Origin of the sequence: Occultella kanbiaonis (assembly GCF_009708215.1) — a bacterium.
Classification (GTDB): Bacteria; Actinomycetota; Actinomycetes; order Actinomycetales; family Beutenbergiaceae; genus Occultella; species Occultella kanbiaonis.
The window spans coordinates 2265153-2278354 of the sequence record NZ_CP046175.1; the positions used below are offsets into that span (position 1 = coordinate 2265153).

14 protein-coding genes are annotated in these 13202 nt (G+C 71.8%); 7 read left to right on the forward strand and 7 right to left on the reverse strand.

Annotated features, from left to right (window positions below; genetic code table 11):
* Window positions 1-21: 21 nt before the first annotated feature.
* Complete coding sequence (locus tag GKS42_RS10470; protein WP_154793767.1) at window positions 22-975, reverse strand: GNAT family N-acetyltransferase; 954 nt, start codon at window positions 973-975, stop codon at window positions 22-24.
* Window positions 976-1093: 118 nt separating this feature from the next.
* On the opposite strand from GKS42_RS10470, the gene GKS42_RS10475 reads away from it, so the two are divergent.
* Window positions 1094-2692, forward strand: a complete 1599-nt coding sequence (locus GKS42_RS10475; protein ID WP_154793768.1) for an ABC-F family ATP-binding cassette domain-containing protein — start codon at window positions 1094-1096, stop codon at window positions 2690-2692.
* An 18-nt stretch (window positions 2693-2710) separates the two neighbouring features.
* Here the strand turns inward: GKS42_RS10475 and GKS42_RS10480 are convergent, their stop codons facing one another.
* Window positions 2711-3580 (reverse strand): LysR family transcriptional regulator, encoded by an 870-nt coding sequence (locus GKS42_RS10480; protein WP_154793769.1) that lies wholly within the window; start codon window positions 3578-3580, stop codon window positions 2711-2713.
* Window positions 3581-3699: 119 nt separating this feature from the next.
* Here GKS42_RS10480 and GKS42_RS10485 point away from each other — a divergent pair, with 119 nt between their 5' ends.
* Both GKS42_RS10485 and GKS42_RS10490 read left to right on the forward strand, forming a co-directional pair.
* Window positions 3700-4656, forward strand: a complete 957-nt coding sequence (locus GKS42_RS10485) for a 5-dehydro-4-deoxyglucarate dehydratase (RefSeq protein ID WP_154793770.1) — start codon at window positions 3700-3702, stop codon at window positions 4654-4656.
* A gap of 62 nt (window positions 4657-4718) precedes the next feature.
* Complete coding sequence (locus GKS42_RS10490) at window positions 4719-6020, forward strand: enolase C-terminal domain-like protein (protein ID WP_154796654.1); 1302 nt, start codon at window positions 4719-4721, stop codon at window positions 6018-6020.
* A gap of 70 nt (window positions 6021-6090) precedes the next feature.
* On the opposite strand, the gene GKS42_RS10495 is transcribed toward GKS42_RS10490, so the two are convergent.
* Genes GKS42_RS10495 through GKS42_RS10505 form a run of 3 tightly spaced genes read right to left on the reverse strand, consistent with a single transcriptional unit; the run spans window position 6091 to window position 7593 of the window.
* A complete protein-coding gene (locus tag GKS42_RS10495) occupies window positions 6091-7041 on the reverse strand; it encodes an SURF1 family protein (RefSeq protein ID WP_154793771.1) in 951 nt (316 codons plus the stop codon).
* Window positions 7038-7292, reverse strand: a complete 255-nt coding sequence (locus tag GKS42_RS10500; RefSeq protein ID WP_154793772.1) for a hypothetical protein — start codon at window positions 7290-7292, stop codon at window positions 7038-7040. The genes GKS42_RS10495 and GKS42_RS10500 overlap by 4 nt, the downstream gene beginning before the upstream one ends.
* Window positions 7285-7593, reverse strand: a complete 309-nt coding sequence (locus tag GKS42_RS10505; protein WP_154793773.1) for a DUF3099 domain-containing protein — start codon at window positions 7591-7593, stop codon at window positions 7285-7287. The genes GKS42_RS10500 and GKS42_RS10505 overlap by 8 nt, the downstream gene beginning before the upstream one ends.
* A 136-nt stretch (window positions 7594-7729) precedes the next feature.
* On the opposite strand from GKS42_RS10505, the gene fabG reads away from it, so the two are divergent.
* The 3 genes from fabG (at window position 7730) to GKS42_RS10520 (ending at window position 9839) form a co-directional block, all read left to right on the forward strand.
* Entirely contained in the window at window positions 7730-8443 is a 714-nt protein-coding gene (gene fabG, locus GKS42_RS10510; protein ID WP_154793774.1) for a 3-oxoacyl-ACP reductase FabG, read from the forward strand.
* Between the two features lie 84 nt (window positions 8444-8527).
* Window positions 8528-9295 carry an enoyl-ACP reductase FabI gene (gene fabI / locus GKS42_RS10515; RefSeq protein ID WP_154793775.1) on the forward strand — a complete coding sequence of 256 codons (768 nt, stop codon included), beginning with the start codon at window positions 8528-8530 and terminating at the stop codon, window positions 9293-9295.
* Between the two features lie 4 nt (window positions 9296-9299).
* Complete coding sequence (locus tag GKS42_RS10520; protein ID WP_168217803.1) at window positions 9300-9839, forward strand: SixA phosphatase family protein; 540 nt, start codon at window positions 9300-9302, stop codon at window positions 9837-9839.
* A 40-nt stretch (window positions 9840-9879) separates the two neighbouring features.
* On the opposite strand, the gene serB is transcribed toward GKS42_RS10520, so the two are convergent.
* Both serB and glgC read right to left on the reverse strand, forming a co-directional pair.
* Window positions 9880-10569: a phosphoserine phosphatase SerB gene (gene serB / locus GKS42_RS10525; RefSeq protein WP_154793777.1), complete on the reverse strand. Its 690-nt coding sequence runs from the start codon at window positions 10567-10569 to the stop codon at window positions 9880-9882.
* A 69-nt stretch (window positions 10570-10638) separates the two neighbouring features.
* Complete coding sequence (gene glgC, locus GKS42_RS10530; RefSeq protein ID WP_154793778.1) at window positions 10639-11883, reverse strand: glucose-1-phosphate adenylyltransferase; 1245 nt, start codon at window positions 11881-11883, stop codon at window positions 10639-10641.
* A gap of 103 nt (window positions 11884-11986) precedes the next feature.
* Here glgC and glgA point away from each other — a divergent pair, with 103 nt between their 5' ends.
* Window positions 11987-13189, forward strand: a complete 1203-nt coding sequence (gene glgA, locus GKS42_RS10535; RefSeq protein ID WP_154793779.1) for a glycogen synthase — start codon at window positions 11987-11989, stop codon at window positions 13187-13189.
* Window positions 13190-13202: the final 13 nt, after the last annotated feature.

Below are 13202 nucleotides of genomic sequence, written 5' to 3' on the forward strand. Positions count from 1 at the left end.
CCCGTCGAGCGTCTGCGCTGGTCAGGCCGGGGTCGCGGCGATCTCCGTCTCGGCGCCGATGGTTGCCGACCCGGCGTTCAGGAGCCCGGTGACGACCGCCGCGAGCGGCTCCATGGCGTCGTCGACCTCCACCTGGACCGGGTACCGGGCCACCAGCATCGCGAGCAGGTTGTGCACCGCCCCGCGGGCCCGGGCCGGATCGAGGTCCGCGTCGTAGCCGAGCAGCACCTCGGTGGGCGCGTCCAGCGGCTCCGCGGTGTCGGTCGCGGGCGGGTCGTAACTCACCGCGAAGGACAGGATCCGGCCGCCGGCGTCCTTGGGGCGGTCCCGGAGCACGACGGCGCCGCGTGCCCCGGTGGCCGGCGCGAGGAGGTGGTCCTGCGCCCGCCCGAGCGTCATCTCCGACCGGTCCCAGGATGCGTGCACCGCGTCGTAGAACGCGGCGACCACCTTCGTCAGTTCGACGGAGCCGGTGGCGAGATCCTCCAGGGTCGGGCCGGTCGGTCCGAACGGCGGGACCGCCAACGAGTCCGGGGAGACCACCACGAGCCGGGAGCGCTGGATCGGGACGAGCCCGATCGACGCGGCGAACGGTGCCGCGGCGAAGTCCTCGGAGTCCTCGTCCTGGGTCACCGGGTAGCGGGTCCGCAGGCCGCTCGTGCCCGACGGCGGGATCTCGTCCGTCAGGGCGCCCACCAGGGCGGTGCCCACGCCCTGCCGACGGCTGGCGGGCCGCACCTCCGCGTACAGCCAGAGCCGGTCCGGGTGCAGACTGCTCTCCGAGACCGCCGCGGCCCCGACGACCACGCCGTCGGCCTCGGCGACGACGGTGCGCCGCCACGGCCGCTGCGTGGCCGGACCGAGCAGCGCCCGGCTGAGCGCGGCCTGCGGCGACCCGGCCGGTCCGAGCGCGTCGGCGACCGTCACGTCGTCGCCGTCGCGCCAGTCGCGCAGCGAGAGTGTCGGTTCGCTCACATCTACCTCCTCGGATCGGCCGCCGGTGGCGGCAGAAGCCGCCCGCCGGACCCTGCCACGGTACTGGGTCCGAGGTCTGCCGGTAATCTGCTGGTCGCCGATCGGTAGACTGGTGCCAGTGATCATCGCGCAGGACGTCGAACTCCGGATCGGGGTTCGCCAGCTACTCAGCGGGGCAACCTTCCGCATCGACTCCGGTGACCGGATCGGCCTCGTGGGCCGCAACGGCGCCGGGAAGACCACGTTGACGAAGACCCTGGCCGGGGAGGGGCAACCCACCGGAGGCACGATCACCCGGACCGGCGAGGTGGGCTACCTGCCGCAGGACCCACGGACCGGTGACCTGGACATGCTGGCCCGGGACCGAGTGCTCTCCGCGCGCAACCTGGACGAGGTGGTGCGCCGGATCCGCAAGGCCGAGGTGGACATGGCCAGCGAGGACGACGCCGTCCGCGAGAAGGCGATGAACCGCTACACCCGGCTGGACGAGGAGTTCACTGCGCAGGGCGGTTGGGCCGCGGAGAGCGAGGCAGCGAGGATCACCTCGAACCTCGGCCTGCAGACCGGGGTGCTCGCGCAACCACTGGGCACGCTCTCGGGTGGTCAGCGCCGCCGGGTGGAACTGGCACGGATCCTGTTCTCCGACTCCGAGACGCTGCTCCTGGACGAGCCCACGAACCACCTGGACGCGGACTCCATCGCCTGGTTGCGGGAGTTCCTCGCGTCCTACTCCGGCGGGTTCATCGTGATCAGCCACGCCACCGACCTGCTCCGCGCCACCGTGAACAAGGTGTTCCACCTGGACGCCAACCGGAGCGAGCTGGACGTCTACAACCTCGGCTGGGACGCGTACCTCGAACAGCGGGAGACCGACGAACGGCGCCGCAAGCGCGAGCGCGCGAACGCCGAGAAGAAGGCCTCCACCCTGATGGTGCAGGCGGACAAGATGCGCGCCAAGGCCACCAAGGCAGTCGCCGCCCAGAACATGGCCCGCCGGGCCGAACGGATGCTCTCGGGCCTGGACGAGGTCCGCACCAAGGACCGGGTGGCGAAGCTGCGCTTCCCCGACCCCGCCCCGTGCGGGCGCACCCCGTTGCGCGCCGCGGGCTTGTCCAAGACCTACGGGTCGCAAGAGGTCTTCACCGACGTGGACCTGGCGATCGACCGCGGCAGCAAGGTGGTGGTGCTGGGCCTGAACGGTGCCGGGAAGACCACCCTGCTGCGGATCCTGGCCGGGGTGGAGGCCTCCGACACCGGGGAGGTGCAGCCCGGGCACGGGCTGAAGGTCGGTTACTACGCGCAGGAGCACGAGACCCTCGATACCGAGCGCACCGTGGTGGAGAACCTGCGCTCGGCGGCCCCGGACCTGAACGACACCCAGGTCCGCAGCGTGCTCGGGTCGTTCCTGTTCTCCGGCGACGACGCGGACAAGCCCGCTCGGGTGCTCTCCGGCGGGGAGAAGACCCGCCTCGCGCTCGCGGTGCTGGTGGTGTCCTCGGCGAACGTGCTGCTGCTGGACGAGCCCACGAACAACCTCGACCCGGCCAGCCGCGAGGAGATCCTCGGCGCGCTGCGCTCGTTCACCGGTGCCGTGGTGCTGGTGACGCACGACGAGGGCGCCGTGGTGGCTCTCGAGCCGGAGCGGGTGCTCCTGCTGCCCGACGGCGACGAGGACCACTGGAACGACGGTTACGTCGAGCTGGTCTCGCTGGCCTGAGCGGGTCGGGGCAGGCGCTCAGATGAACGTCAGCGCCCGCGCCAGCGCGGGATTGTCGTTGTCGGAGCGCCAGACGCAGTGCACCTGCACCGCGTGGTCGGGCATGTCCGAGACCTCGAGGTAGGTCACCGACGGCAGCTGCAGGGTGGCCACGGACGACGGCACCAGCGCTACCCCGAGTCCCGCACCGACGAGCGCCAGCACGCTGTTCACCTGCGCGACGTGCTGGACGTAGCGCGGGGTGAGGTTCGCCTCCCGGAAAACCCCCGCCACCGTCTCGTAGAGGTAGCGAGCCTGGGCCGGGGCGTAGGTGACCACCGGGTGCGCGGCCACGTCCGAGAGCGTCGGGCGCAGACCCGTGAACGGATGACCCGTCGGAACCGCCAGGACCATGGACTCGCTGGCGACCGGGCGCGCGGTGAGGGGCTCGGTCCGGGCGGGGCCGCGGGCCAGCCCGACATCGATCTCGCCGGCGAGCAGCGCCTCTACCTGCTCACCCGTGACCATCTCGGTGAGGATCAGGTCGACGTCCGGCAGCTGCTCGGCGAGCGTGCTCGCCCAGGGGCCGAGCACGGTCATCGCAGAGACGGCCGTGAAGGCGATCCGCACCGTGCCGGTTGTCCCGTCCGCGGCGCTCCGGGCGCGCAGTCGCGCCGTCTCCGCCCGGGCCAGGAGCCGGCGCGACTCCTCCAGGAAGACCCGGCCGGCCGGGGTCGGGCGCGCGCCCCGGTGGTGGCGCACGAGGAGCTCGACGCCGACGTCCCGCTCGAGCTTGCGCACCTGCCGGCTCAGTGGGGGCTGCGTCATCCGCAGGCGGTCGGCCGCGCCCGCGAAGCTGCCCTCCTCGGCGACGGCGACGAAACCCACGAGCTGATCGAGCGTGTACATCTCCGTCCTCCCCACCCAGGTATGCCCTTTGTGTATCGCACGATACTTCATTGGACTTGGACGGGTATGGCTCGGGCGGCGTAGGTTCGACCCGACGACCTACCTCTCGGAGCGCAGACATGAACACCTCACGTTTCTCCCCGCCGGAGCTACGGACCCGACTCGGATCAGGACTGCTCTCCTTCCCGGTCACACACACGGCACCGGACCTGGGCTTCGACGAGGCCGGCTACCGCGAGCACGTCGCCTGGCAGGCCGGCTTCGGCCCGGCCGGCCTGTTCGCGGCCGGTGGCACGGGGGAGATCTTCGCGCTGACTCCGGACGAGGTGCCCCGGGTGGTGCGGGCCGCCGTCGCGTCGGTACCGGAGGAGGTGCCCATCGTCGCGCCGGCGGCGTACGGCACGGCGCAGGCGGTGGCGATGGCGGTGGACGCGGAGGCCGCGGGTGCCGACGGGATCCTGTTGTTCCCGCCGTACCTCGTCCAGGTGAGCGAGGCGGGTCTGGTCGCGCACGTGCGTGCCGTGTGTGCCGCGACGTCACTGGGCGTCATCGTCTACCACCGGGCCAACGCCCGTTTCACCGCCGCGGCCGTGGCCACGCTCGCGCAGACGTGCCCCAACCTCATCGGCTTCAAGGACGGCGTCGGCGACGTGGACCTGATGACCCGGCTGTGCCACGGCACCGAGGACCTGCTCCTCATCGGGGGGCTCCCGACGGCCGAGGTGTACGCCCTCCCGTACCTCGAGCTCGGGGTGCGCACCTACTCCTCGGCCATGTTCAACTTCATCCCGGAGTTCGCTCTCGCGTTCCACCGGGCGGTGCTCGCCCGTGACCGCGCGGAGGTGGCCCGGCGGCTGCGGGAGTTCGTGCTGCCCTACCTCGAGATCCGCGACCGGAGCGAGGGCTATGCGGTCTCGATCGTGAAGGCGGGCATGACCGCAGTCGGGCGCCCGGCGGGTCCGGTGCGCGGCCCGCTGCTGGATCTCGGACCGGACGACCTCGCGGACCTCGCCGCGCTCATCGAGAGCGCCGTGCACCCGGACGAGGCGCGGACCGCGTCCTCGGTGACGCGGTGACCGGCGTGGAGGCGGCGCCCACGCCGTCGGGCCACGTCGGCGCCTTGCCCGTGATCACGCACATGCGGGTGGTTCCCGTGGCCGGCCGGGACAGCATGCTGCTGAACCTCTCCGGAGCGCACGGGCCGTACTTCACCCGCAACATCGTGGTGCTCACCGACTCGGACGGACGCACCGGCGTCGGCGAGGTGCCCGGTGGGCAACAGATCACCCGGGTCCTCGAGGACTCGGTCGACCTGGTCGTGGGCCGCCCGGTGGCTCGCCATCACTCGGTGCTGCGCGACATCAGGGCCCGGTTCGCCCAGCTGGACGCCGGTGGTCGTGGCGCCCAGACGTTCGACCTGCGGGTCGCAATCCACGCCGTCACCGCCGTGGAGGCCGCCCTGCTGGATCTGCTCGGCCAGTTCCTCGAGGTGCCCGTCGCCGCGTTGCTCGGTGAGGGCCAACAGCGCGACCGGGTGCCCGTGCTCGGCTACCTCTTCTTCGTCGGCGACCGGGCCCGCACGGACCTGGCCTACGCGGCCGGCACCGACGCCGACGACGACTGGCTGCGGCTGCGTCACGAGGAGGCCATGACGCCCGGCGCCGTGGTGGCGCTGGCGAAGGCGGCGCAGGCCCGGTACGGCTTCAGCGACTTCAAGCTCAAGGGTGGCGTCCTGCCCGGTGACGAGGAGGCGGAGGTCGTGACCGCCCTGGCGCGGGAGTTCCCCCGGGCGCGGATCACGATCGACCCCAACGGCGGCTGGCTCCTGGATGACGCGGTCCGGCTCGGCCGCGGGCTGCGCGACGTCCTGGCCTACGCGGAGGACCCGTGCGGAGCGGAGGACGGCTACTCCGGCCGCGAGACCATGGCCGAGTTCCGTCGCGCGACCGGCCTGCGGACCGCCACGAACATGGTCGCCACGGACTGGCGCCAGTTCGGCCATGCGGTGCGCTCCTCCTGCGTCGACATCCCGCTGGCGGACCCGCACTTCTGGACCATGAACGGCTCCGTGCGGGTGGCCCAGATCTGTGCTGCCTGGGGTCTGACCTGGGGCTCGCACTCCAACAACCACTTCGACATCTCACTGGCCATGTTCACCCAGGTGGCGGCGGCGGCGCCGGGTGAGATCACCGCCATCGACACCCACTGGATCTGGCAGGACGGGCAACACCTCACGTCGAACCCGCTCCGGATCGCCGACGGAGCCATCGCGGTGCCGGACCGTCCGGGGCTCGGCGTCGATCTGGACCTCGACGCGCTGGCCGCGGCCCACGAGCTCTACCTCGCCGAAGGGCTCGGAGCCCGCGACGACGCCACCGCCATGCAGTACCTCGTCCCGGGATGGACGTTCGACCCGAAGCGTCCGGCGCTGAGCCGCTGAGCAGCTGAGCCGCTTTGCCCTGCGCAGGAGCGGCCGGTTCGGATCCGATCGCCGACCGACCAGGGCGACGTCAGGCCCGGTGCCGCAACTGCCCGTCGATGAGGGCGTCCTCCTCCTCCTCGGCGCTGCGGCGGCGGTCCCGGGCCACGTGCGGGCTCGGCCCGCTCGGGCCGGAGCTCGGACCGTCGGCCGGGGCGGGACCGGAGCCGGAACTCTCGACCGCCTCGCGGCGGGCGAGGATGACCGTGCCCACCAGGGCTCCGATCCCGAAGATCCACCACTGGAACGCGTACGAGAGGTGGTTCCCCAGGTCCGCGGCCGGCCGCGGGAGCATGCTCGGGGGTGAGGCCGTGGTCGGTGACTCGACCGCGAGCACGCCGTAGGCCCCGGTGACCAGCTCGCCGTCGCCGCCAACCGCAGGGTTGCCCGAGGCGCCGTCGCCGATCGTCGCGGCCAGCACCTGTGCCGGCGCGAGGCCGTAGACCTGCCCGTCCGGGGCGTCCCTGTCGGTGGTCGGCTCCGCGGGGCGCAGGCGCACGGTGAGCGTGACGTCGCCGCTGGGGACCTCCTGCTGCGCACCGTGGTCGGTGAACGTGTCCGTGGCGTACCAGCCGCGGTCGACGGTCAGCAGCCAGGTGCCGCCGTCGGCCAGCTCCACGGCGAAGACGGCGGCCACGTGGTCGGCGGGACTGCCCCCGATCGGACGCTGCGGCAGCACCACGGAGGGGTGCGGGGCGTCGGTGAGGTAGTGACCGGTCACGGTCACCGGGGTCCAGGTCTGCGACGTGGCCAGTACCGTGCCCGGCGAGGGGAGGACCTCCTCGATACCGACCGGGGCGGACTCGTAGTTCGCCTCGACCAGCTCGATCGCGGCGGCCTTGCCCTGGTAGCGGGTCAGCTGCCAGTAGCCCAGGGCCGTGCAGGCGAGCGCGACGACGAGGGCGACGGCCACGGTGCCCGCCCACCGGCCGCTCAGCAGGAACCCGTACCGTCCCTGCATCCGGTTCGTCTCAGCACTCACGTCGGCTCGTCGGGGCTCACTCGAGGCTCCGATCCACCCACGCCCGACTCCGGCGGCAGGTCCGCCACCGGGATGGTCTCGCGCAGGAACGAGCGGGCGCCGAGGAAGTTCTCCAGGTGGACGCGGTGGTCCGGGCACGCGAGCCAGGTCTTGCGCCGGTCCGCGGTGTGCAGCTTCGGGTTGTTCCACCGCAGCGCCCACGCAGCCTCCTGGCGGCAGCCCTTCGCGCTGCAGACGAGGTGCTCAGCCATCGTGCGTGCCCGGCTCGGGGTCGTCGTCGGCGGGATGCGCGGCGGGCAGTGACGGCTGCTCGACCTGGGTACCCGGTGCGGCTCGGCGGTCGCCGCCGGCGTTCGCAGCCACCACGGCCAGGTACGGCAGCACCACGGCGAGCGCCGCGAACGTCCAGCGCAGCCAGGTGATCGTGACGAAGATCGCCAGCGCGAAACACACCGTGCGGATGCCCATGGTGATGAGGTAGCGCTTGGTGCGATCGTGGAGCTGCTCGCTGCGGCCGCGCCCGACCGAGGTGATCGCGTGAACTTCTGGCACCCTCCCAGGTTACGCCGGGTCGTCACCACCTGGGGCTGCCGCGGACGATTGTGACGCCCGGCCGCGATCTGCACTAGCGTCTGGGCGTGAGGATTCGAGGGAACAAGGGCCCCGGACGAACGACTGGGATGGCGCAGTGAGCGAGAACGAACGGACCGTGGTGGTCACCGGGGGGAACCGGGGAATCGGGCGGGCGATCGCCGAACGCTTCGTCGCCGACGGCTACCGCGTCGCCACGATCTACCGCGGCGGGGACCTGCCCGATGGGGTCTTCGGGGCGGTCGGGGACATGCGGGACTCCGACTCCATCGACGCGGCGTTCACGGCGATCGAGGAACACCAGGGCCTGACCGATGTCCTCGTGGCGAACGCCGGGATCAACCGGGACACGCTGCTGATGCGGATGACCGACGAGGAGTTCACGGACGTCGTCGACGTGAACCTCACCGGCACGTTCCGGTGCGTGCGCCGAGCCAGCAAGGGCATGATCCGCAAGCGGTCCGGCCGGATCATCCTGATCTCGTCCGTGGTGGGCCTGTACGGCTCGCCCGGGCAGGTCAACTACGCGGCCACCAAGGCCGCACTGGTGGGCATCGCGCGGTCCGTCACCCGCGAGCTCGGCGCCCGCGGCATCACGGCGAACGTGGTGGCGCCCGGGTTCATCGACACGGCGATGACCCAGGAACTGCCGGAGGCGACGCAGCAGAAGTACCTGGCGTCGATCCCGGCCGCACGCTTCGCCGAGCCGGCCGAGGTCGCCGGTGCGGTCAGCTTCCTGGCCGGCCCGGACGCCGGCTACATCAGCGGAGCCGTCATCCCGGTCGACGGCGGCCTCGGCATGGGCCACTGACCGCGGGGCCCCAAGGGCCCAACAACGACAACCACCCGACGCACCACACACAGGCACCACAGACACAGCACAGGAGACGCAGGCATGGGACTGCTCGAGGGTAAGAAGCTACTGATCACCGGCGTGCTCATGGAGAGCTCGATCGCGTTCACGGTCGCCAGGCTCGCGCAGGAGCAGGGCGCCGAGGTGGTGCTCAGCTCGTTCGGCCGCCAGTTCAAGCTCACCCAGGCGATCGGGCGCCGGCTGCCCGCGCCCGCACCGGTGGTGCAGTTGGACGTCACCGACGACGACGACCTCGCCGCCCTGGCCGACCGGGTCGGCGAGCACGTGGACTCCCTGGACGGCGTGCTGCACTCGATCGGGTTCGCGCCGCAGAGCGTGATGGGCGGCAACTTCCTCACCGGGCAGTGGGCGGACGTCGCCACCGCCCTCGAGGTCTCCGCGTTCTCCCTGAAGTCGCTCGCGGTCGCGGCCAAGCCGCTGCTCGGCGCGGGTTCCTCGATCGTCGGTCTCACGTTCGACGCCCAGTTCGCCTGGCCGGTCTACGACTGGATGGGCGTGGCCAAGGCCGCGTTCGAGTCGACGGCCCGCTACCTGGCCCGGGACCTCGGGCCGGACGGCATCCGGGTGAACCTCGTCTCGGCCGGGCCGCTGCGCACCACCGCGGCCAAGTCGATCCCGGGGTTCGAGGCGATGGAGGGCGGCTGGCCCACCCGTGCCCCGCTGGGCTGGGACGTCAACGACGCCGAACCCACGGCCCGCACGATCGCCGCCCTGCTCTCGGACTGGATGCCGGCGACCACCGGAGAGATCGTTCACGTCGACGGTGGCGTGCATGCCATGGGACTCTAGGTCCATGAACGAGTCAGCTTCTGAGCGGCACCTGATCCTGCTCCGGCACGCGCAGGCGGAGCACTCGGCACCGACCGACTACGACCGGGTCCTGACCGTCACCGGACGGGCCCAGGCCACGGTCGTCGGTCAGCGGATCGCGGAGCGGGACATCGTGCCGGACCTGGTGCTGTGCTCGGCGGCCGTTCGAGCCCGGCAGACCTGGCAGTTGGCCGCGGCGGCCCTCGGCGATGCTGCCGAGGCCATCGAGGTCACCTACTCCGACGACCTCTACAGCGCCGATGTCGACGAGATCCTGGACCTGCTGCGGGCGGTCGCGCCCGAGGTGGTCCGGGTCCTGGTGGTCGGGCACGAGCCGGTGCTCTCCGGAGCCGCACACCGGCTCGCCGGCCCGAAGTCGCAGGAGTCCGCGGCGCTGCGGGTACGCACCGGGATCTCGACGGCGACCGCGGCGTTCCTGGAGTTCAACGCGCCCTGGTCGACGCTCACGGACCGCTCCGCGGTGCTGACCGGGTTGTCGACGGCTCCGACGCCCGTCGAGTAGGTCGGTCGCTCGGGACCGGGTCAGTTCTCGTCGGGACCGGTCAGCTCTCGTCGAGCAGGGCCAGCACCGCGTCCAGGCGCGGCCCGGGCAGGGCGACGTCGGCCTGGGCGGCCACCACCGGCTTCGCCGCGAAGGCGACCCCGAGCCCGGCGGCGGCGATCATGTCGAGGTCGTTCGCGCCGTCGCCCACCGCGACCGTGTCGGCGAGGTCGATACCCTCGGCGGCCGCGAACTCGCGCAGGTGCCGAGCCTTCGCGGCCCGGTCCACGATCGGGCCGCTGACGCGGCCGGTGAGCACCCCGCCGTCGGCCTCGAGCCGGTTCGCCCGGACCAGGGTGATGCCGGCCTGGGCGGCGATCGGGTCGACGATCTCGTGGAAGCCGCCGGAGACCAGGGCGACCGGCCAGCCGCGCGCGAGTAGTTCGCGCACCAGCTCGAGGGCGCCCGGTGCGGTGCGCACCTGCGCGCGGACCTCGTCCAGGACCGACGCCGGTAGCCCGGCGAGCGTGGCGACGCGCTCGGTCAGCGACCGGGCGAAGTCGAGCTCGCCACGCATGGCCCGCTCGGTGATGGCCGCGACGAGGTCGCCGGTACCGGCGTGCGCCGCGATCAGGTCGATCTGCTCGGCGGTGATGAACGTGGAGTCCACGTCCATGACCACCAGCCGGCGGCGAGAACTCGGCGTCGTCGGTCCGGTCGGCCCAGTCGGTCCGGTCGGCGTGGTCGGCATGGGGCAATCATGCCGTAGCCGCCCACCCGGGCGGACCCGCATGGCGAGGACGCGTGCCCGGATGCGTGCTCAGACGGCGGTGACCCGGGTGCCCTTCGGAACCACGGTGACCCCGGCGGGCGTCACCGCGAAGCCGCGGCTGGCGTCGAGCTCGGCGTCGACCCCCACCGTGGCACCGGCCTCGATCTCCACGAACTTGTCCACGATCGCCTTGTTCACCTGTGCCCGCCGGTGCACCTGGACACCGTCCATGAGCACCGAGTCCGCGACCGAGGACCAGGAATTCACGCGGGTCCCGGGGGACAGGATCGAGCCGGACACCTCGCCACCGGAGACGACGACGCCGGGGGAGATGATCGAGTCGTGCGCCTGGCCGATCCGGTCGGCGGACGCGTGCACGAACTTCGCCGGCGGCAGACCCACGTACCCGGTATGCAGCGGCCAGTTGTCGTTGTAGAGGTTGAACACCGGCTCGACGGCGATGAGGTCCTTGTTCGCCTCGTAGTAGGCGTCGAGGGTTCCGACGTCGCGCCAGTAGTCACGGTCCCGGTCGGTGGAGCCGGCGACGTCGTTGTGGATGAAGTCGTACAGGCCGCACTGCCCGCGGTCGACGAAGTACGGCACGATGTCGCCGCCCATGTCGTGGCGGGAGGCGGTCGACGCGGCGTCCTTGGTGACGGCGTCCAGCAGCGCGTCCGCGTTCATCACGTAGTTGCCCATGGAGGCCAGGACCTCCTGCGGGGAGTCCGCCAGGCCGACCGGGTCGGCCGGCTTCTCGAGGAACTCGGCGATCCGCAGCGGGTCGGACGCGTCCGCGGAGATCACCCCGAACTGGTCGGCGAGGCCGATCGGCTGCCGGATCCCGGCGACGGTCATCTCCGCGCCGGAGGCGATGTGGGAGGCGACCATCTGGGAGAAGTCCATCCGGTACACGTGGTCGGCGCCCACCACGACCACGATGTCGGGACGCTCGTCGTCCATGATGTTCAGGGACTGGTAGATCGCGTCGGCGCTGCCGAGGAACCAGTTCTTGCCGACCCGCTGCTGCGCCGGGACCGGGGCCACGTAGTTGCCGAGCAGGTGGGACATCCGCCAGGTCTTCGCGATGTGGCGGTCCAGTGAGTGCGACTTGTACTGCGTCAGCACCACGACCTTGAGGTAGCCGGAGTTCACGACGTTGGACAAGGCGAAATCGATGAGGCGGTAGATGCCGCCGAACGGGACCGCTGGCTTGGCGCGATCAGCCGTCAGTGGCATCAATCGCTTACCTTCTCCACCGGCCAGGACGATCGCGAGAACTCGTGGTGCTGCCATGGTCTGAACCATAGGGTGAGGCGAGGGTTCCCACCATTGCTTGCCGTGGTTTGTCACCAGCAGTTCCGCCCGGGGCCCGGCACCGAACCGGAAGGAGAGCGGGATGCGCGTCGACCTGCTGACCAGGGAGTACCCGCCGAAGGTCTACGGGGGTGCCGGCGTGCACGTCACCGAACTCGCGGCAGTTCTCGCCGAGCACATCGAGGTGCAGGTGCGGTGCTTCGACGGCCCGCGGCCGGACGCCGTCGGCGTGACCGGGTACGACGTGCCGCCGGGCCTGGCCGGCGCCAACCCCGCGTTGGCCACCCTCGGCGTCGACCTGGAGATCGCCGCCGACGTCGCCGGGGCGGACCTGGTCCACTCGCACACCTGGTACGCCAACCTCGCCGGGCACCTCGGCGGACTGCTCAACGACATCCCGCACGTGCTGTCAGCACACAGTCTCGAGCCGTTGCGGCCCTGGAAGGCCGAGCAGCTCGGCGGCGGCTACGCCGTCTCGAGCTGGGCCGAACGGACCTCCTACGAGGGCGCCGCCAGGGTGATCGCGGTGAGCGCGGGCATGCGCTCCGACATCCTGCGCAGCTATCCGTCGCTCGACCCCGAGAAGGTCGTGGTCGTCCACAACGGGATCGACCTGGACTCCTGGCGCCGCCCGGAGCCCGCCGAGGTGGACGCCGTCGCCGCGAAGTTCGGCGTCGACCGCTCCCGGCCCACCGTGATCTTCGTGGGCCGGATCACCCGGCAGAAGGGGCTGCCCTACCTCCTGCAGGCGGTCCGGGACCTGCCCGCCGAGGTCCAGATCATCATGTGCGCGGGAGCGCCCGACACCCCGGAGATCGCGGTCGAGGTCTCCGGCGCGTTCGCGCAGCTCACCACCGGACGCACCGGGGTGATCTGGATCGACGAGATGCTGCCCCGCGCGGAGGTGGTCGGGCTGCTCGCGGCGTCCACGGTGTTCGTCTGCCCGTCGATCTACGAACCGCTCGGCATCGTGAACCTGGAGGCGATGGCGGTCGGGCTCCCGGTGGTGGCGTCCGCGACCGGCGGCATCCCGGAGGTCGTCGAGGACGGTGTGACCGGGCTCCTGGTGCCGATCGAGCAGGTCACTGACGGCACCGGTACGCCGGTGCACCCGCAGACCTTCGTCCGCGACCTGACCGCAGCCCTCACCGAACTCACGTCGGACCCCGAGCGTGCGGCGCGGATGGGCGCCGCCGGGCGGACCCGGGCCGAGGAGCACTTCTCCTGGGCCGCGATCGGGGAACGCACCCTCGAGGTGTACCGGGGGGTGCTCGCCGAGCGCTGAGCATCCCGCGCGG